16 protein-coding genes and 1 pseudogene are annotated in these 18,674 nt (G+C 58.5%); 14 read left to right on the forward strand and 3 right to left on the reverse strand.

The features are described from left to right. Positions 1 to 29 precede the first annotated feature (29 nt). Both doeA and doeB read left to right on the forward strand, forming a co-directional pair. Positions 30 to 1,211 carry an ectoine hydrolase DoeA gene (doeA, locus tag AX760_RS14980; RefSeq protein WP_071833730.1) on the forward strand — a complete coding sequence of 394 codons (1,182 nt, stop codon included), beginning with the start codon at positions 30 to 32 and terminating at the stop codon, positions 1,209 to 1,211. Positions 1,212 to 1,217: 6 nt separating this feature from the next. Continuing rightward, positions 1,218 to 2,222, forward strand: coding sequence for a N(2)-acetyl-L-2,4-diaminobutanoate deacetylase DoeB (doeB, locus tag AX760_RS14985; RefSeq protein ID WP_071833731.1), 1,005 nt, complete (start codon positions 1,218 to 1,220; stop codon positions 2,220 to 2,222). 430 nt (positions 2,223 to 2,652) lie between these two features. Here the strand turns inward: doeB and AX760_RS14990 are convergent, their stop codons facing one another. Together AX760_RS14990 and AX760_RS14995 are read right to left on the reverse strand one after the other, a co-directional pair. Further along, entirely contained in the window at positions 2,653 to 3,570 is a 918-nt protein-coding gene (locus AX760_RS14990; RefSeq protein ID WP_245295031.1) for a dimethylarginine dimethylaminohydrolase family protein, read from the reverse strand. Between the two features lie 2 nt (positions 3,571 to 3,572). Beyond that, entirely contained in the window at positions 3,573 to 5,171 is a 1,599-nt protein-coding gene (locus AX760_RS14995) for a zinc-binding metallopeptidase family protein (protein WP_071833733.1), read from the reverse strand. A 159-nt stretch (positions 5,172 to 5,330) separates the two neighbouring features. On the opposite strand from AX760_RS14995, the gene AX760_RS15000 reads away from it, so the two are divergent. The 10 genes and pseudogenes from AX760_RS15000 to AX760_RS15045 all read left to right on the forward strand — a co-directional run bounded on the left by AX760_RS15000 (position 5,331) and on the right by AX760_RS15045 (position 15,369). Beyond that, positions 5,331 to 6,227: a LysR substrate-binding domain-containing protein gene (locus tag AX760_RS15000; RefSeq protein ID WP_071833734.1), complete on the forward strand. Its 897-nt coding sequence runs from the start codon at positions 5,331 to 5,333 to the stop codon at positions 6,225 to 6,227. 128 nt (positions 6,228 to 6,355) lie between these two features. Further along, complete coding sequence (locus tag AX760_RS15005) at positions 6,356 to 7,429, forward strand: ABC transporter ATP-binding protein (protein WP_071833735.1); 1,074 nt, start codon at positions 6,356 to 6,358, stop codon at positions 7,427 to 7,429. Positions 7,430 to 7,486: 57 nt separating this feature from the next. Next, on the forward strand, positions 7,487 to 8,566 hold the full coding sequence (locus AX760_RS15010) for an ABC transporter substrate-binding protein (RefSeq protein ID WP_071833736.1): 1,080 nt from the start codon (positions 7,487 to 7,489) through the stop codon (positions 8,564 to 8,566). A gap of 201 nt (positions 8,567 to 8,767) precedes the next feature. Continuing rightward, positions 8,768 to 9,595, forward strand: coding sequence for an ABC transporter permease (locus tag AX760_RS15015; protein ID WP_071833737.1), 828 nt, complete (start codon positions 8,768 to 8,770; stop codon positions 9,593 to 9,595). A gap of 6 nt (positions 9,596 to 9,601) precedes the next feature. Continuing rightward, positions 9,602 to 10,399 (forward strand): ABC transporter permease, encoded by a 798-nt coding sequence (locus AX760_RS15020; RefSeq protein WP_071833738.1) that lies wholly within the window; start codon positions 9,602 to 9,604, stop codon positions 10,397 to 10,399. Between the two features lie 225 nt (positions 10,400 to 10,624). Further along, positions 10,625 to 11,395, forward strand: coding sequence for an ABC transporter permease (locus AX760_RS15025; RefSeq protein WP_071833739.1), 771 nt, complete (start codon positions 10,625 to 10,627; stop codon positions 11,393 to 11,395). Continuing rightward, complete coding sequence (locus AX760_RS15030) at positions 11,392 to 12,051, forward strand: ABC transporter ATP-binding protein (RefSeq protein WP_071833740.1); 660 nt, start codon at positions 11,392 to 11,394, stop codon at positions 12,049 to 12,051. The genes AX760_RS15025 and AX760_RS15030 overlap by 4 nt, the downstream gene beginning before the upstream one ends. After that, positions 12,051 to 13,385 carry a KpsE/RkpR family capsule polysaccharide export protein gene (locus AX760_RS15035; protein WP_071833741.1) on the forward strand — a complete coding sequence of 445 codons (1,335 nt, stop codon included), beginning with the start codon at positions 12,051 to 12,053 and terminating at the stop codon, positions 13,383 to 13,385. Before AX760_RS15030 ends, AX760_RS15035 begins: the two co-directional genes overlap by 1 nt. A 65-nt stretch (positions 13,386 to 13,450) precedes the next feature. Next, positions 13,451 to 14,188, forward strand: coding sequence for an acyltransferase (locus AX760_RS15040; RefSeq protein ID WP_071833742.1), 738 nt, complete (start codon positions 13,451 to 13,453; stop codon positions 14,186 to 14,188). A 346-nt stretch (positions 14,189 to 14,534) separates the two neighbouring features. Further along, positions 14,535 to 15,369, forward strand: a pseudogene (locus AX760_RS15045) (IS5 family transposase). A 534-nt stretch (positions 15,370 to 15,903) separates the two neighbouring features. Here AX760_RS15045 and AX760_RS15050 read toward each other — a convergent pair. Next, positions 15,904 to 16,158 (reverse strand): hypothetical protein, encoded by a 255-nt coding sequence (locus AX760_RS15050; RefSeq protein ID WP_139275968.1) that lies wholly within the window; start codon positions 16,156 to 16,158, stop codon positions 15,904 to 15,906. 86 nt (positions 16,159 to 16,244) lie between these two features. Here AX760_RS15050 and istA point away from each other — a divergent pair, with 86 nt between their 5' ends. Further along, on the forward strand, positions 16,245 to 17,756 hold the full coding sequence (istA, locus tag AX760_RS15055; protein WP_087149263.1) for an IS21 family transposase: 1,512 nt from the start codon (positions 16,245 to 16,247) through the stop codon (positions 17,754 to 17,756). 14 nt (positions 17,757 to 17,770) lie between these two features. After that, positions 17,771 to 18,526: an IS21-like element helper ATPase IstB gene (gene istB / locus AX760_RS15060; RefSeq protein ID WP_071833745.1), complete on the forward strand. Its 756-nt coding sequence runs from the start codon at positions 17,771 to 17,773 to the stop codon at positions 18,524 to 18,526. Positions 18,527 to 18,674: the final 148 nt, after the last annotated feature.

An 18,674-nucleotide genomic window follows, 5' to 3' on the forward strand; every position in this document is an offset into this window, starting at 1 on the left:
CGGCCTGGGCCGGAGAATGAGGGAGAAACATGACCCAACCCAACCTCAAATTTTCGCTTGGCGAATACGAGGCCCGTTTGGCGAAAACCCGCAGGGCCATGGAGGCGAAAGGCATCGACCTGCTGATCTGCAGCGATCCTTCCAACATGGCCTGGCTGACCGGTTATGACGGCTGGTCCTTCTATGTCCATCAGGCCGTGATCGTACCACCGAGCGGCGAGCCGATCTGGTACGGTCGCGGGCAGGATGCCAACGGTGCGAAGCTGACGGCCTATCTCAAGCATGAGAGCATCATCGGCTATCCCGATCACTATGTGCAGTCGACCGAGCGTCATCCGATGGACTATCTCTCCGCCAAGCTGACGGAACGCGGCTTCGACAGGCTGACCATCGGCGTCGAAATGGACAATTACTGGTTTTCGGCCGCCGCCTTTGCAGCCCTTGTCCGGCATCTGCCAAATGCTCGGTTTGTCGACGCGACGGCGCTGGTCAACTGGCAGCGTGCGGTCAAGAGCGAAACCGAAATCAACTATATGCGCAACGCCGCGCGCATCGTCGAAGGCATGCACCAGCGCATCTTCGACAAGATCGAGGTGGGCATGCGCAAATGCGATCTGGTCGCGGAGATCTATGACGCCGGCATCCGCGGCGTCGATGGCATCGCCGGCGACTATCCGGCGATCGTGCCGCTGCTTCCCTCCGGCATCGATGCCGCGGCGCCGCATCTCACCTGGGACGACAGGCCGATGAAAAGGGGAGAAGGCACGTTTTTCGAGATTGCCGGCTGCTACAACCGCTATCACGTGCCGTTATCGCGTACCGTCTTTCTCGGAAAGCCGACGCAGGAATTCCTCGACGCCGAAAAGGCGACGCTGGAAGGCATGGATGCGGGTCTGGCGGCGGCCAAACCAGGCAATAGCTGCGAGGATATCGCCAATGGCTTCTTCGCTGTCTTGAAGAGATACGGCATCGTCAAGGACAACCGCACCGGCTACGGCATCGGAATTTCCTACCCGCCAGACTGGGGCGAGCGCACCATGAGCCTGCGCCCGGGCGACCGCACGGAACTGAAGCCGGGCATGACGTTCCACTTTATGACGGGGCTCTGGCTGGAAACGATGGGGCTGGAGATCACCGAGAGCATTCTCATTACCGAAACCGGCGTCGAATGCCTAGCCGACGTGCCGCGCAAGTTGTTCGTCAAGGATTGAGCAGCCATGAGCCAACCAGAACTGCGCGCCTCGCTCATCACGCCCACGGTCGATTTTTCGGCACAAGGCATCCAGCACGGTTTCCTGCGGCTACCCCATAGCCGCGACGATTCCGCATGGGGTTCGGTGATGATCCCGATCACCGTTGTCAGGAACGGGGAGGGGCCGACGGCCCTTCTCACCGGTGGCAATCACGGCGATGAATATGAGGGGCCGATCGCGCTGTTCGATCTGGCCCGGACACTGAAGGTGGAGGATGTTTCCGGACGGGTTATCATCGTTCCAGCGATGAACCATCCAGCCTTCGTTGCCGGCACCCGGACGTCGCCGATCGACCAGGGCAATTTGAACCGCAGCTTTCCCGGCCGGCCGGACGGCACGGTGACGCCGAAGATCGCGGATTATTTTCAACGGGTGCTTCTGCCGCTCGCCGATATCGTGCTAGACTTCCATTCGGGCGGCAGGACGCTGGACTTCCTGCCTTTCTGTGCGGCCCATATCCTGCCCGACAAGCAGCAGGAAGCGCGGTCCTTCGAACTGGTCGAGGCGTTTTCCGCACCCTATTCGATGAAGATGCTCGAGATCGATGCCGTCGGGATGTACGACACGGCGGCTGAAGAAATGGGTAAGGTGTTCATCACCACCGAACTAGGTGGCGGCGGCACGGCCACCGCCAGAAGCGCCGGGATTGCCAAGCGTGGCGTAATCAACGTGCTACGCCGTGCCGGCATTGCCGCGGGCGATGCCGATCTATCACCGACGCAGTGGCTCGACATGCCTGGTATCGACTGTTTCTCCTTTGCAGAGGAGGGTGGACTGATCGAGCCACTGGTGGATATGGGCGAAACCGTCATCAAGGATCAGATGATAGCGCGTATCTATCCGCTTGGACGCACCGGGGCGCAGCCTTCGGAGGTTCTTGCGAAGATGGATGGCATGCTCTGCGCGCGCCATTTCCCCGGCCTCGTCAAGGCGGGAGACTGTGTTGCGGTGTTAGCGATAACCGTCTAGCACTTCGCCATCCGGAACGGCATATAACTGGACAAGACGGTGTCGCAGCCCACCCTTTTCGCCACGGCATCCACCTCAAGCGATCGCCTCGCATTGGTCGCGCTGCTTCTGGCGGCGGCGCTATCGCAGGTTCGCCGATTTTCCTTAGATCGGAGCGATGGCGACCGTATTCTGGCGGGCGGTGTTGGCCCTCCTTCTCCTGTTCATCATGTTCCGGGCGACCACGCAGGATGAAGCGGTAAAGCCCGAAGGCTGGCAGCATATAATAGCATTGGATTTACCGGGCATGTTCCTTCGTTCTTCTGGAGAGTGCTGATCCAACGGCCCAGCGACCACGGCTGGTGGACGGGGCATCTCATGTATGGCTTTCAGAAACGCCTTTGACCGTTCTGCTTCCGAAGACCCGGCTTGCGCCTGTGTCAGAACGCACCTATGCCGCTTCGCGTATCAGCGCCTGGGCCATGCAGTGGATCCCACCGCCGGTCTTGGAAATTTCGCTCATGTCGATGGCGGCAACCTCGAAGCCACGGGCGCGCAATTGCTCGATCAGGGTCTGCGAGGAGGTGGGCGCAATCACCCGGTCCTTGCCGAGCGACATGAAATTACAACCGAGCGCCATCGTATCCTGGAAGGGGACGTCGATGATTTCGTGGCCCTTGGCCTTCAGCCAGTCAACGATACCAGGCTCCGTGCAGTCGAGGCAGACGGCCGTCAGCTTCGGGGCGATCGGCACCACCATCAGGTCGATATGGACGTAATATTCGTCGATGAAGGCAAGCCGCGTCTCCCAACCTTCCTTTTTGAACCAATCCTCGACCTGGCGGGCGCCTTCCTCCTGCGTGCGGGCGCCGCCGCAGCCGATGAGCACGACACCGTCCTCGATCACGTTGAAATCGCCGCCTTCGAAGGTGCCTGAGGTCACCATGTCATAAATGGGTATGCCGAGCTTCTCATAGGTGCGGATCGCCGCGTAATTTTCGCCCCGCCGCCACCAGTTGGCCATGGCGGTGATCACCGCCCCATAGGGCGTCATGAAGCTCGAATCGCGCGAATAGACCTGCATCGGCAGCTCCGGCGTCGGCTCGTGCCAGTGGATCCTGACGCCGAAATGCTCATAGGCGGAAACCAGCTCCTTGTGCTGCGATTGCGCGACCTGGATGTTGCAGGGCGCCTCGCGCAGGTGTTTTCGCGAGAGTGAACTGGTCGAGAGATGCCGCAGGAAGGCCGGCGAACCAAGCAGCACGTCGGTGAGCGGATCGGTTTCATTGTTGAAACCCCAATTGCCCAGGCGGCTTGTGCCACCCTTCGGATTGCGGCGCTGTAGCGAGAAGGGCTCGTTAAACTGCATGATCATGCCTCCATGGTTTTCAGGTTGGGGATCGACCAGTCGCGTCCGCGGGCGGTCGTCACATATTCGGGCCAGCGGAAATGGATGGGGGGCGGGTAGTCGCAGAGCGGCGCGATCCAGCGACTGCCGCCCATGCCGCCGCCGGTGCGCTCGCGAAATTCCGTCTTGGCTGCGCTGCGCATATCCGCATCCTCAAGCAGGCGAACGGCGGACAATGCCAGCGTCTTTGCTGCACAGATGACGGTCGGATCGATGGTTGCGGGAATACCGCCGAGCGCATTCATCACCCAGCCCGGGTAGCGCATGCCCTGCGGTGCCTTTAGGGCCGGCCGGGCGATATAAAAGCGGGCGGTCGGTGCATGCCACGTCATGTCGGTATAGTCGTCGGAGGTCGAGTTGCCCTGCGAGGGTGGCAGGTCGCGCCGCAGGATGGCCTCGGCATCCTGCGGCGACATCAGCCGCTCCATCTCCGGGATGAACGGCTCGTCCATCGGCGCAAGACCGAGATTGCCCTGGATGTCACGCGCAACGCGCTTTGCAGCCTCGTCCCAGCGCGGCGCGCCGACGGCCTGAAGCGATTGCCAGACAAGCTCGGCCATCGCATGATTGGCAAGCCCCGGTCTCGACTTGCACACCCAATGGCGCTCGAAACGGCAACCAGTCATGGCGGCGGCGGCCTGCGCATTGCGATCGAGCGCGGCCGTTACCTGTTCGGCCATGGCGATCGTCGGCACGCGGATCATATACTGGATCTCCGCAAGGCCGGCCGGCAGGTTGTCGGCGGTCGCCTGGCCGGCGGTCAGGATCGCCTCGCTGATCGACCAGCCGCCCTGATGCGGCAGCATTGAATCGCGCAACGCCTTCGAGGCCATGTACATGGTCATCAGCGCGTCGTTGGCGCCCGGCGCGCGAACCGCGGAATGCGACTGCGGGATCGGGGCGCCGTCGCTGATGCCCCAGGTCTCGGGGTCGTCACAGACGAAGCGGTAGATCATCGCATAGGCCGCGCCGCAATGCGTGTCCCAGCGCACCGTGTTGCAGAGCGGCAGCATGTAGAACGGATGAAATGAAAACATGCCGTCGAGACCGTCATAATAGCCCTTCGCCGCATGGATCGGCTTGGAACCACGAACCTTTTCGGCCGGCTCGCCGGTGAAGCGCAGGCTGCCTGCAATGCCGTGACGCTGCATCGCTGCCTTGGTCGCGAGCAGTCCGCCGAGCGCGGCAATGCCCAAAGCCGAATGTGGATCCGTATGGCCGCCGGCGGCAAAACCGAGATTGTCGCGCGGTTCGCGGTTTGTCGTCGCGGCCTGGCAGTTTCCCGGGACGGCGTCGTATTCGGCATACATTCCGACAGTTGGGCCGACCACCGGAGCGGCGCCGTTGCTCCATTGCGCGCAAAACGCCGTCGGCATGCCGCCGGAGCCTTCCTCGACGGAAAAGCCGTTCCGCTTCAAAAGCGCCACATACCATTCGGCTGATCGGTATTCCCGCCAGGCCGTCTCGCCGAAGTCGAAGATCGTCGAGGTCCAGAGCGAAAGATCCCTCCGGAGACTGTCGACGAAGGTCGCGGCTGAAGACTGGGCGGCGGAGACGGGCATTGCGACAATCATTCCTTGACGAGGCGAAACAGGCCGTCGCGGCAGTTAAACGCCGATTGGCAGCGCGAAAAAGTGAAATGTTTTCTCGTCTTCGGCAAATTATGTTCGCCATTGCTCAAAAACCGGTCTAGCCTCACATCCGGATCAGAGGACGCAAGCATGCAGCGTATCCCATCGACGCAGGCCTTGAGGGCGCTGGAAAGCTTTGCCCGTCACGGCACGGTCTGGAAGGCCGCCGATGAACTGAACCTGACCCGCAGCGCCATCAGCCACCAGTTGCGGCTTCTCGAGCGCGAACTTGGCTTCCAGATCTTCAACCGCGTCGGCACCCGCATCGAATTGACCGAGCAGGGGCTCGGCTATGCCGCCGATATCCGGCAGGCACTCAACACTATTGCCGGATCGGCGTCGCGCCATGCCAGCCGCGGTGTCAGTGGCGCGATCACCGTCAGCTGTCCGCCGGGCTTCGCCTCCAACTGGCTGTGCAACTACATTTCGCATTTCCGCGAGGCCTATCCGGATGTGCGGATTTCAATCGTCACACCGCGCCGGCTGGACGATATCAGCAATCCGGACGTCGATCTGTTCATCGCCTTCGGCACGGGAAACTGGCCGTCGATGAAGGTGGAACTGATTGTCGAGGTAGAATTTGCGCCGCTTTGCAGCCCGGTTCTCTTGAACAAGATCGGTGGCCTCAACGATCCCGGCGACATCAAGAAAGTCTGCCTGCTGCATCTTGGCGACTATGAAGACTGGGAGAACTGGCTGGCGCTTGCCGGCGTCGACCAGAGCTACGCCTCCACCGGCATCATTTTCTCGGACATGAACCTGGTCTTTGCCGCAACGCTTTCCGGGCAGGGGGTCGCGGTCGGCGATCGCTTCACCTGCCGCCATGCCATGACCAGCGGCCAACTGGTGCAGCCTTTCGACATCAGCATCAAGTCCAGCCGTTCCTATTATATGGTGGTGTCCGACGCCAAGGCCGACAGCCAGGCTGTCCTTGCGTTCAGCGCCTGGCTTCGGACGGAAATGCTCAAAAATAACGCAGATGCCTAGAACGGTATGGATTTTCGCCGCAGGAACCGGCGATATTTGACAAATTACATTTGCGGAAGACAGGAAAATATTTCGTTTGTCCTCACCTGGAAACACTCCTACGATTTCCCCTTGATAGAGGAGCGTCAATGCACGGCGGACACGAGGCGGCCGAGATCACAGCAGCGGGAATCGGCAAGGCCTATGGTGATTTCCATGCGCTCAGCGATATTTCGTTGACGATCGGTTCCGGCGAGTTCCTGACATTGCTTGGCCCATCCGGCTCGGGCAAGAGCACCTTCCTGATGATCCTTGCCGGGTTCGAGGAACCCACCTCCGGAAAACTCCACAAGGATGGCCTCGACATTACCAGAGTGCCAGCGGAGAAACGTGCCTTCGGCATGGTCTTCCAAGGCTATGCGCTGTTCCCGCACATGACCGTCGAGCAGAACATCGCCTTTCCACTCAAGGTGCAGAAGCGGTCGGCTAGGGACATCAAGCGCCGTGTCGATGACATGATTGCTCGTGTCGGACTGCGCGGTCATGAACACAAGCGCCCTGCCGGCCTGTCCGGCGGCCAGCAACAGCGCGTGGCGCTTGCGCGCGCGCTTGTCTTCGAGCCGTCGGTTCTGCTGCTCGACGAGCCTTTCTCTGCTCTCGACAAGAACTTGCGCGGCGCCATGCAGGAGGAAGTCCGCCGGCTGCATCAGGAAACCGGGACCACCTTCGTCTTTGTAACCCACGACCAGTCCGAGGCGCTGGCGCTGTCGACTCGGATCGGCATCTTCAATCAGGGACGGCTGCAGCAGATCGGTACGCCCAAGGACGTCTATGAGCGCCCGGCAAACCGCTTCGTCGCAGAGTTTCTCGGCGATGTGAATTTCCTCAGCCTGTCCTCGGTCAAACCGACGGATGATGGAGCCGAAGGCCTCTTCGAGGGCCGGCCAATGCGCATTTCGGCACCGGGACAGGCGATCAGCGCGCAGTTCGCGATCCGCCCGGAGCACATGGTTCTGTTCGAACAGGCGCCCCGGGACGGCAACATGCTGCAGGCAACGATCGGCGACGTGACCTATCTCGGTGCCGAAACGCGGTTTTCGCTGAAGACGCCTGGCGGCATCGATCTTGTCCTGCAGATGCCGACGCGCGAGGTGACAGGTGCCTTTGCACCGGGCCGGAGTGTCTGGGCCGGATGGCCCGCCAACCAGGGTTTCTTTCTGTAAGTGCCTGAAACGAGCGGCCTCGCCAAAGAAGCCGCCGCAAAACCAGAGGAGAACGTCATGACCAAGAGTTTCGAGCCGAACGGTCTGTCCCGCCGGCGCTTCACGCAGATGGCCGCTTTGCTTCTGACCGCAAGCCCGATCGCGCTCAGCGCCTCGTGGGCCCGCGCGGCCGAAGGCGAACTCGTCTTCGTCAACTGGGGCGGCGATGCCGGGCCTGCCTATGACAAGGCCTATGGTGCGCCCTTCAAGGAAGAGGCCGGCGTAACAGTCAAGCAGGACGGCTCCGGACCGACTGAAGGCGCAATCGCTGCGCAGTTCGAAAGCGGCAAGCCGAGCTGGGACCTCGTCGATGCCGATCCGTTCTCAGCCCAGGCGCTCGGCAAGAAGGGCATGATGGAGCCGATCGATTATGCGGTCGTCGACAAGTCCAAGATGCGCGACGGTTTTGCCTGGGAATATGCAGCCTCGACCTATTTCTTCTCCTATATCATCGCCTATGACGCCTCAAAATTCGGCGACAAGGTGCCGACCGGCATGGCGGACTTCTTCGACGTCGAGAAGTTTCCCGGCAAGCGTTCGCTCTACAAGTGGGGTGCGGGTATGTGGGAGGCAGCCCTGATGGCGGACGGCGTCGAGCCGTCCAAGCTCTACCCGCTCGATCTCGAGCGCGCCCACAAGAAGATCGCCGCTTTCAAGGACAATATCGTTTCCTACTGGGGCGGCGGTGCCGAGAGCCAGTCCGTTCTGCTGAACGGCGAAGCCTCGATGGCGCTGATCTGGTCGACCCGCGCCGGCCTGATCGAGAAGGATTCCGGCGGTTCGATCAAGTTCATCTGGGACCAGGGCCTGATTTCGCCCGGCGCAATGGGCGTGATCAAGGGCAATCCGGGCGGGAAGGATGCGGCGATGAAGTTTATCGCTTCCGCGCAGGATCCGAAAAAGCAGGTGATCATGTTCGAAATGCTCGGACAGGGACCGGCCAACCCGGCCACCGACGCAATGCTGACGCCAGAACAGGCCATGCTAAACCCTGTGGACCCCGCCAACATGGCCAAGCAGGTGGCACTCGACATGGCCTGGTACGAGACCCATTACGGCCCGGCGCTGGATGAATATACCAAGATCATCTCGGCATAAGGATCATGACCCTTCTCCCTGCGGGGAGGAGGGTCGAGCCCAGCGAGACGAGGAGGGCGCTTCAGCGACGCTGAAGCCAGATGCTTCGCTTCCTTCATCCGGCGCGATGCGCCACCTTCTCCCTGCTGGGGAGAAGCGGGAACGCGGAGCGCTTCTCGCATCCTTAGTCAAAACCTGGAATCAGCAGAAAGGAGGCCCGCGATGACACTCGACAGACTGAAACCCGTCCTGCTGCTCGGCCCGCTGGTCCTGTTCCTTGGCCTTGCTTATTTCGTTCCGTTTCTCGGTGTCATGCAGTGGAGTGTGACGCTGCCGGAGCCGGGTATCGGCCAATATGGCAAGGCGATCAGCGATCCGTTGATCCATTCGGTGTTCCTGCGGACGTTCCGCATCTGCCTGATCGTCACGGTCGCCTCTGTCGTGTGTGCCTATGCCATCACTTATGTCTGGGTTCGTGGCACGCCGCTACAGCGTCTGCTGACCGAACTGTGCATTCTCATCCCTTTCTGGATCTCGGTTCTCACCCGCGCGTTTGGTTGGGTGGCGCTTCTGTCAAATCGTGGTCTGCTGAACACATGGATGCAGTCCCTTGGTATTATTTCCGAGCCGTTGACCATGGTGCGCAACGAATTCGGCGTCGTGCTCGGCATGACGCATTTCCTCATTCCCTTTGCCGTCTTCCCGATCGCGTCGGCCATGCGCAGTCTTGACGAGCGCGTGTTTTTGGCGGCCCGCGGCATGGGGGCTTCGCAGATGCGGACCTTCTGGACGATCTTCGTGCCGATCACCCTTCCAGGAATTCTGGGTGCCGGCCTGATGGTCTTCGTCTTTGCGCTAGGCTTCTTCATCACGCCCGCCATTCTCGGCGGTGGCCGCAGCGTGATGATTGCCGAACTGATCTATCTGCGCATCTTCCAGAGCCCGGACTGGGGGCTGGGGGCTGCGGTCAGTGTACTGCTGATGGTCTTTGTGGGGGTGCTGCTTGCGCTGCTCGTTCGTTTCGTGCGTCCCAACAGAATGCTGGGATAGCCGATCATGATGAAACCCAGCCCCATCGCCGTCGTGCTTGCTTTCGCGGTCGCGGTCTTCCTGCTTCTGCCTTTGATCGCCGTCATTCCGGTGTCGTTCACGCCAGCGCGGTTCCTGTCGATGCCGACGGGTATCTGGTCGCTGCGCCACTATCAGGCGCTTATCGACAATCCGGCCTGGTTGCAGGCGACAGGGCTGAGCATCCGCATCGGCATCCTCAGTTCCGGGATCGCGACGCTTCTGGCGCTGATGTTCAGCCTTGGGATCTGGATGTTCAGGCCTTGGTTTTCCGGCCTGCTGTTCGGTTTCGTGCTTCTGCCGATGGTCGCACCGCCGGTGGTTTCTGCGATTACGCTGTATTTCTTCCTGATCGGACTTTCCAAGATCAATTCGATCGTCGCCTACGACACCTGGATCGGCGTCGCCATTGCCCATGCGGTGATGATCGCGCCGTTTGCCGTCGTAATGGTCACGGTTTCCCTATCGCAGGTGGACCGGCGTATCGATCTGGCGGCCCGGGGTTTTGGTGCAAGCGTCGGCCAGCGTGTCTTCAAGGTGATCCTTCCGACCATCCGTTTCGGCGTCCTCACGGCCTTTTTTCTGTCCTTCGTCCTCTCCTGGGAGGAAATCGGCGTGACGCTGTTCATCACCAGCATCGATGCGGTGACACTGCCGCGAATGATGTGGATGGGCCTGCGCGACAACATCGACCCGGCAATCGCCGCGATCTCGGTCATCCTCATCGTCGTCGTGATTTCGGCTGTGCTGATTAAGACCGCAATCGCCCAACGGGAAAAAATGTGAGAGTCGCATTGGAGAGACTTCTAACAAAGTGACCACGAGCTAGATGGAAATCTCGCCTTGCGCTTAGAAGGTCGAAATCGACTTGTCGCGGACTATCGCTCTAGACACCTTGAAATTTCCGCCTATATGACGCAAAGTTAACTTTGATAGCCGCCGTGTCTGATTTTGCAAGGCATCTGCATATTCTGGTTCCTGCGTCGCGTGTGCAGCCGGTTTGGAAATCTTTTGAACCACATACAAACCCATCTCCGCGTCGTTGCAGCCCTACTGATAAGGGAAATGGAAGCGCGCTTTGGCAGCAAGCCCGGAGGCTATGCTTGGGCGTTGATGGATCCAGTTTCGCATGTGTTGCTGATGACCTTAATTTTCCAGGCGATTGCACATGCTCCGGCGCTTGGCACGAGCTTCCCGCTCTTCTTTGCAACAGGGTACATAGGATTTCAGTTTTATCAGGCCATGGCAGGCTATTTGAATGGTGCGGTCAAGGCGAACAAGTCACTGCTTAGCTATCCGAATGTCGCCCCCATCGACGCGATGGTTGCGCGCTATTTACTGCAGTTCGGAACGACGGCGCTTGTCGCAATCGTTGTGCTCGGTGGCATTATCGCTTTCATGCGCGTGCCGGTTGATCTTTATTGGCCGGCGCTGATCGAGGCGGCCTTTGTGGGCAGCATATTAGCGCTGGGCAACGGCCTGATCAACAATGTTATGTTTGTCAAATATCCACTCTACGAACAGGTGTTCAGCATTATCAGCCGACCTCTGTTTATGGTTTCCGGCGTCTTTTTTCTTCCAGACTCTATCCCTGCGCCCTACAAGGAAGTGGTCTTACTTAATCCACTCGTCCACCTAACCATGCTTTTCAGAACCGGGTTCTATGACGAATACAGGGCAATTGGCCTAGATACTTCCTATCTCTACAGCTTCGCATTTTTGACACTGTTTTTTGGAATGGTGATTTTCTCTTTTTCCGCTGCATTGTTGAGAAACGAATGATTAGGCTTGAAAACGCAACAAAGATTGCCCGCACGAAGGGTATTGCGAAGCCTATCATCGATCGGGCGTCACTTGTTCTTAAGCGTGGAAAGAGCACCGGGCTGCTCGGGCGCAACGGTGCGGGCAAATCAACCCTGCTACGGCTGATCGCCGGTACCATCAGGCTAGACAGCGGGCGCATTATCCGACGCGGTCGGGTATCCTGGCCTTTGGGATTTCAGGGCAGCTTTCAGGCCGGCATGACCGGTGAACAGAACGTCCGCTTTGTGGCCCGGATCTATGGAGTAGATACACGCGAACTCATCGACTATGTCGCGGATTTCGCGGAACTCGGCCCGTTCTTCAAGGCACCCGTCGGCACCTATTCTTCGGGTATGAAGGCACGTCTGGCTTTCGGGTTGAGTATGGGCGTGAATTTCGACTATTATCTCGTTGATGAGATCACTGCCGTCGGTGACGCAAATTTTAAGAAAAAGTGTCAAATTGTTTTTCAAAGTCGACTGCAGGATTCCGATGTGATCATGGTGTCGCACAGCACGTCGACGCTTCGCGACTATTGTGATCGCGGCGTGGTGATGGAAAATGGCAAACTGATCTACTACGATGATATTGAGGATGCAATTCGCGCCCATGATGCAAATATGAAGGAGCGCTAATGGCGGTCATCAAGAATGTAGACTCTGGTGCCGCATCGGCCGATGCCGCAGCGGACAAGGCGGGGAAAGTCAAGGAAGTGGCTGCGAAGTCGAAGGGCGTTCACCTTCTCGAAGGGCTTCTGGGAAGAGACGATCGTCTTGTGATCCCGATCACAGAGGGCCGCAACAAGATCCAGACAATCAAGCAGGAGGTGACCAAGAAGCGTGGCTGGATGAAATCGCTACGGCTTCGTCACGCAGTGATCGTCGCCAGCTTTTTCCTGATGGTTGCCGTTCCAGCAACGCTGGCGAGCTTTTACATGGTATTCCTGGCTGCTGACCAATATCACAGTTCGTCCTCCTTTTCCGTTCGCAGCATCTCTTCTGTAGGATCGTCAGACCTTCTTGGTATGTTTACGCAGGCGACATCCAGCAGCACGGTGTCGGACAGCTACATCCTGATGGATTTTGTCCGCAGCGAGCGCATGCTGGAAGCGGTCGAGACAAAATTCGACCTTGAAGCTATCTATGCCGCCCGCGGTCTCGACTACTTCTATGGGTTGGCAAGCGGCCTGCCGGTCGAAGACAGAGTGGCATTCTGGCGTAGCATGATAGACATCAACTTCGATCATGGCTCGGGCATCATGCAATTACAGGTCAAGGCGTTCGATCCGCAGCAGTCGCAGGACATTGCCAAATTTGTCATCGAGCAGAGCGACGCCTTGGTCAACAACCTCTCCGCTGTCGCGCGCGACGGCGTGCTCAAATCAGCGCAGGATGAAGTTCTGGTCGCTGAGGTACGCCTCGCGCAGGCGCGCGTAGGTGTGCGCCAGTACCGTGATCAATCTCAGGAAGTCGATCCCGTCGAAGGCGCCAAACTGGCGGCACAATTGATCGGCGGACTGGAGGCGCAACTCGTGCAATTGAATTCCGACCTGACAACGGCGCGGACACAGATGAGCGACGACACTCCGCGCATCCGCGTGATGAAGGCGAGGATTGCATCCATCGAGGAGCAGATCGAAGCCGAGAAGCAGCGTCTGGGCAGCGGTATGGATAGCACAGACGGGGCTTCCAGTTCCGACGTTGCGGGCCGCATTCAGCGGTTTGAGGCCCTCGAGACGCAACGGGAGTTTGCGGAACGCGCCTATGCCGCATCGCTCATAAGCCTGGAAAAGGCCCGGCTTGACGCCAACAATCGCCAGCGTTATCTCGCCGTCTTCATCGAGCCGACGCTGTCGCAGATGGCGCAATATCCAAGCCGACTGCTCAATTCCTTTCTCGTCACGCTCGGTCTCCTGTTTGCCTGGTCAGTTCTCGTCATGGGCTATTACAATATACGGGACAGAACCTAGCTGGCGGCTTAAGCCGTCGAAACACGCCTTTAAAGAAGCGGCCCTCAGGTTTAGGACGAGGGTCTATGGGCAATGAAATGAAGGGGGGCGTTTCCGGCATGGCGTTATGGGCAAAGCTGCGTGATTTCCTCACGGCCCTGCCACGCATGCGATGGATGCGGCCGCTCGCCGTCAAGCTGGAGTGGGGACGAGAGAACGTCCTGTCGATCAAAGGGCGCTTCCTCGGCACCCTGCGCGTCAAAGGCAACAACAACCGGATCGACGTTCCCCCCTCGGCACAATTTAGGGGCCATATTTTTATTCAGGGAAACAATATCAATGTGAGCGTCGGCGAACACTGCCGCCTCGTCGCAGACATTGTCGTCAAGGGCTCGAACCAGTCCGTATCAATTGGCGAAGGAACGACCTTTGCCTCCGTCTACCTTCTTTGCATCGAAGCAAGCCATATCCGCATCGGCCGCTGGTGCATGTTTTCCCGCGAGATCGAAGTCCGCACCAGCGATGCCCATTCGCTGCTGGACCGCAAGACCGGCAAACGCCTCAATCCGGCGGCCTCGGTCACCATCGGCGATCACGTCTGGGTTGGGGTTGGCTCGATCATCAACAAGGGCACGACGATCGCCGACGACTGCGTTGTCGGGGCCAAGTCCTTCGTTAACAAACCGTTTGCGGAAAGCGGCAGCCTCATTGCCGGCGTGCCGGCGAAGATCATCAAAAAAGACATAACCTGGCACAGGGGACGAAAGCGGAAATACTCGCCAGCCGAGATGGAAGAGTGGCGACTGCCGCCAAGCGATCTCTGACGAATAGTAAGCGCGTTTCATGCTGCACACAACAATTGGTGCAGCATGAAACGCGTTCATAGACATGTAAAACTTTATGGATAGTCGGCGTCATTTTCGCAAGCATCCAGTATATGTAGAAGCAAATCGCTGGCGAAATGACTATTGACCGATTCATTGTTGATTTTCTAACACGACGAGATATGAATAATCGGCAGCAATGCTTGGCAGTCCAATCGGAGTTTAAATGTCCGTCCGAGCACTTTTGGAATTGGTGGAATCGTTTAGCGGAATTCGTGCCTGTAGGTTTGCGGGTTGGGCGCAGTTGTGATTCCTTTGGGCTTTCGAATCGCAAGAGGAAGCTCCGATGTGGACGATCGAAAACCGCGGACGATATGATCGCAGCAAATTGCGTTATCCGAGTGATCTTACCGACGAAGAATGGGCCATCGTTGAACCGTTGATCCCGGCAGGTAAGCGGGGTGGTGGCAAGCGCACAGTGGTTTTGCGCGAAGTGGTGAACGGCCTCATGTACGTTCTGTCGACGGGTTGCCAATGGCGGGCTGTACCGAAAGACCTGCCACCCCGGAGCACGCTGTTTGGTTATTTCGACCTCTGGAATTGGGACGGGACGCTTGGCCGTATCCATGCGGAACTCTACGTGAAATGCCGGGAAGCGATGGGCCGGGAAGCCAGTCCTACTGCGGCTGTCATCGATAGCCAGAGTGTCAAAGGCGCTGAAAAAGGGGCGTTGCATCGACCCGTGCGGGTATGATGCTGGGAAAAATATCAAAGGCAAGAAGCAGCATATCCTTGTCGACACAGTAGGACTGCTGCTGCATGCACTTGTTCACCCGGCAGATATCCAGGACCGCGACGGCAGCGTTCTCGTTCTCAAGACGTTGTTCGGGCGCTACCCATTTTTGAGGAGGCTGTACGCCGATGGCGGCTATCAGGGGCCGATCTTCGCCAAGGGTCAGAAGAAGGCCAGACCAGGCCTGACTACCGAAATCATCAAGCGATCCGATACGGCGAAAGGCTTCTAACTGCTGCCACGCCGATGGGTGGTCGAGCGAACCATCGCATGGCTCGGGCGATGCCGTAGACTGGCCAAGGACCTCGAAAACCTGTCGAGAAATGCACTGGCTTTCCTCAAATTAGCATCCATCCGCCTCATGCTGCGAAGGCTGTGTTCAAAATGAGAAAGTTTTCGGACGGTCTCTAAATTGCAACATTAGCTGCGGTAACCATGAAAACTCGCATATAAGATCAAAATCATAAAATAAGAAAAGGACAGATTAAAGTGGTAAATATATTAAATTATGAATTGACAAAAATATTTCCGAATTATCGCGTCGAATATTTCTCGATGTTTCATTTCGAGAATATAATTCATTTTATGTCCCCGGAAGACCGGACTATTATAATACGATTCACATGATCAGCGATGATTGTATAAATTTTATACTAGGTGAATCCGTTCCCAGCAAAAATTATGCGTGTCACAATTTTCGCCGTGTTTAGGGATGGAAGATCATCTCAATCGGATTGCGAGATTGGGCCCATCGGTCATGATCAATACCGATTGGTATTAGAGGTGGCTCACTTCTCGGTGTAAAACCGGCTCAGTTCGGCGTGGAAACCATCACAGAATGCTCGGCTGGATTTACATGGGGAGGCCCCTACTCCACGGCCAAATCAATGACGGCCCCACCCATGCCGGCTCAACTCCGCCTCTAGGGAGCGTCCCCATAAACGGGGTTCATCTTCGGCATTCGATGTGATTCAATCTCCTTGAAAGGAGATTGCGATGCGCCGTCACGAATTGAGCGATGAAGAATGGGCTGTGCTTGAACCGCTTCTTCCCAAAAAAAGCCGTTGAGTGTGCGGATTCCGCTCTGAAGCCGGCCGCCATTCCGATCATTGACCGGCCACCGTTCCGATTTGAAGCCGGCCACCATTCCAATCAATAACCGGCCAGTTTCCGGCACTCAAGTTCCCCTGGGTCAGCAACCTTGGCATGTGTCCCCTCGATATCCACGAGGGGAATTTAATGCCTGCAAAAAGAAAGCTGACCATGCGACACATACGACAAATGCTGCGGCTTGCGGGTAGCGGAACGAGTAGCCGCGAGATCGCGGTGATGCTTGGCATTGCTCGCAGCACCGTTCAGGACAACCTGAAGCGGGCTGCGATGGCTGGGTTGAGTTGGCCCCTCGCCAGCGACCTGACAGACGATGTTCTTGAGGCCAAGCTCTTCGTCCACCCCGGCGTCAAGCAGGGCCAGCGATTGCGCCAAGAGCCCGACTGGGGGCCGCTTTCGATCGAGCTGAAGAAGCCAGGCGTGACGCTGCTGATCCTTTGGGAGGAATACCGCAGCGCCCATCCGGATGGGTATGGATATAGCCGTTTTTGCGAGCTGTTCCGTGGCTTTGAGAAGCGCCTGTCACCGACGATGCGCCAGGAACACGTCGCTGGCGACAAGGTCTTTGTGGATTATTCCGGCAGACGCGTGCCGATCGTCGATCGCAAGACCGGTGAGATCCGCGAGGCGGAACTGTTTCTCGGCGTGCTCGGCGCGTCGAGCTACACATACGCGGAAGCCACATGGACCCAGACCCTGCCGGACTGGATTGGCTCGCACGTGCGCATGTTCACCTTCTTCGACGGTGTGCCCCGGCTGATCGTGCCCGATAATCTGAAGTCCGGCGTCAACCGCGCCAGCTTCTACGATCCGGAGATCAACCGCAGCTATGGGGTCATGGCTGCTCATTATGGCGTTGGTGTCCTGCCAGCACGTCCGCGACGCCCGAAGGACAAGGCCAAGGTGGAGAATGGCGTAAAGTTCGCCCAGAGCTGCATTCTCGGCCGTCTTCGCAAGCAGACATTCTTCTCGCTCACTGAAGCCAATGCCGCGATCGCCCAGGTGCTGGAGCGCATCAACAATCACGTCATGCGCCGGTTGGGCGTCAGTCGTCGGAACCTCTTTGAGACGGTCGAACAGGCAGCACTCGCAAGCCTGCCCACAGAACACTACGAGTTCGCCGAATGGCGCTTGGCGCGGGTGTCGACGGATTATCACGTCGAATTCCAAAACTTCTTCTATTCGGTCCCGCACGGTCTCATCCGGAGCCAGGTCGATGTCCGGGCCACCGCACGGATGATCGAGATCTTCCATCGAGGCAAACGCGTTGCCGTGCATCAGCGCCGCTATGGTGGCCCGCGTTACGGAACAGACCCGGCCCATATGCCGAGTTCGCACCGCCGATATGCCGAATGGACACCGGAACGCTTCCGGCGGTGGGGCGCATCCATCGGGCCGCAGACCGAGGGGCTTATCATCGCCACTCTCGCCAGCCGTCCACATCCGGAACAGGGCTTCAGAACTTGCTTAGGGATTCTGCGTCTCTACCGGGATATCGGCCATGACCGCGCCGAGGCCGTTTCAGCACGCGCTGTCGAGATCGGCGGCTTGAACAGCAAGACCATCGCCTCGCTCATCGCCACCTACAAGGGCAAAAAACCTTCCACCGAACCTGCCGCCGTTATGGAACACGCCAATTTGCGCGGTCCCGGCTACTTTCATTGAGGAGACATTCCATCATGCTGACCAACCCTACCGTAGACATGCTGCGCGAACTCGGTCTTTCCGGCATGGCAAGCGCCTTTCAGGAACTCGACACGCAACCGGAAGCCAGGCACCTCGAGCACGGCGAATGGCTCGCTCTTCTTCTTGAGCGCGAGACCACCGCACGCCGCCAGAAGCGCTTCGAGGCCAGGGCGCGGGCCGCAAAACTCCGCCACGATGCCCAGCTCGAGAACATTGACTTCCGCGCCACCCGTGGCCTCGATCGTAATCTCTTCCTGAAGCTCGCCGGATGCGACTGGATCCGGCAGCGCCACAGCATACTGATGATCGGGCCTGCCGGCGTCGGCAAGAGCTGGCTTTCTTGCGCGCTCGGACACAAGGCGTGCCGCGAGGACTTCTCCGTCGCCTATCATCGCCTGCCGAGGCTCTTCGCCACTCTGGCTTTGGCGCGTGGTGACGGCCGGTATCCGAAGGTGCTGAAGGCCTTGGCGAGAACCGACCTGCTCATTCTCGATGACTGGGGCCCGGAGAAGCTCAATGACGAGCAAAGACGCGACCTCCTGGAGATCGTCGAGGACAGATACGAAAAGCGATCCACCATCGTCACCAGCCAGGTGCCCGTCGAACATTGGTACGACATGATCGGCAATCCAACCATCGCCGATGCCGTCCTGGACCGCCTCGTGCACAATGCATACCGCATCGAGTTGTCCGGCGAGAGCATGCGAAAGCAACGCTCCGTCACCGCCGCCGAAACAACCCAGGCTTGACGACGCGACAATCAGGAGCCATTCATTGCCTAGACCCAGAGTTCAGCTTGAGATGACCGGCTTCACGCCGGAATCGTGGCCGGAATGAATTCGGAATGGGTGGCCGGCTTCGCGTCGGAATAGGTGGCCGGCATCATCGGAATACGCA

The organism is Pararhizobium antarcticum, from assembly GCF_001885585.1.
Lineage (GTDB): Bacteria > Pseudomonadota > Alphaproteobacteria > Rhizobiales > Rhizobiaceae > Pararhizobium > Pararhizobium antarcticum.

Coding starts and splice junctions, on each gene's coding strand:
- doeA (WP_071833730.1), top strand. CDS start 30: ATGACCCAACCCAACCTCAAATTTTCGCTTGGCGAATACGAGGCCCGT.
- doeB (WP_071833731.1), top strand. CDS start 1,218: ATGAGCCAACCAGAACTGCGCGCCTCGCTCATCACGCCCACGGTCGAT.
- AX760_RS14990 (WP_245295031.1), bottom strand. CDS start 3,570: ATGCAGTTTAACGAGCCCTTCTCGCTACAGCGCCGCAATCCGAAGGGT.
- AX760_RS14995 (WP_071833733.1), bottom strand. CDS start 5,171: ATGCCCGTCTCCGCCGCCCAGTCTTCAGCCGCGACCTTCGTCGACAGT.
- AX760_RS15000 (WP_071833734.1), top strand. CDS start 5,331: ATGCAGCGTATCCCATCGACGCAGGCCTTGAGGGCGCTGGAAAGCTTT.
- AX760_RS15005 (WP_071833735.1), top strand. CDS start 6,356: ATGCACGGCGGACACGAGGCGGCCGAGATCACAGCAGCGGGAATCGGC.
- AX760_RS15010 (WP_071833736.1), top strand. CDS start 7,487: ATGACCAAGAGTTTCGAGCCGAACGGTCTGTCCCGCCGGCGCTTCACG.
- AX760_RS15015 (WP_071833737.1), top strand. CDS start 8,768: ATGACACTCGACAGACTGAAACCCGTCCTGCTGCTCGGCCCGCTGGTC.
- AX760_RS15020 (WP_071833738.1), top strand. CDS start 9,602: ATGATGAAACCCAGCCCCATCGCCGTCGTGCTTGCTTTCGCGGTCGCG.
- AX760_RS15030 (WP_071833740.1), top strand. CDS start 11,392: ATGATTAGGCTTGAAAACGCAACAAAGATTGCCCGCACGAAGGGTATT.
- AX760_RS15035 (WP_071833741.1), top strand. CDS start 12,051: ATGGCGGTCATCAAGAATGTAGACTCTGGTGCCGCATCGGCCGATGCC.
- AX760_RS15040 (WP_071833742.1), top strand. CDS start 13,451: ATGGGCAATGAAATGAAGGGGGGCGTTTCCGGCATGGCGTTATGGGCA.
- istA (WP_087149263.1), top strand. CDS start 16,245: ATGCGACACATACGACAAATGCTGCGGCTTGCGGGTAGCGGAACGAGT.
- istB (WP_071833745.1), top strand. CDS start 17,771: ATGCTGACCAACCCTACCGTAGACATGCTGCGCGAACTCGGTCTTTCC.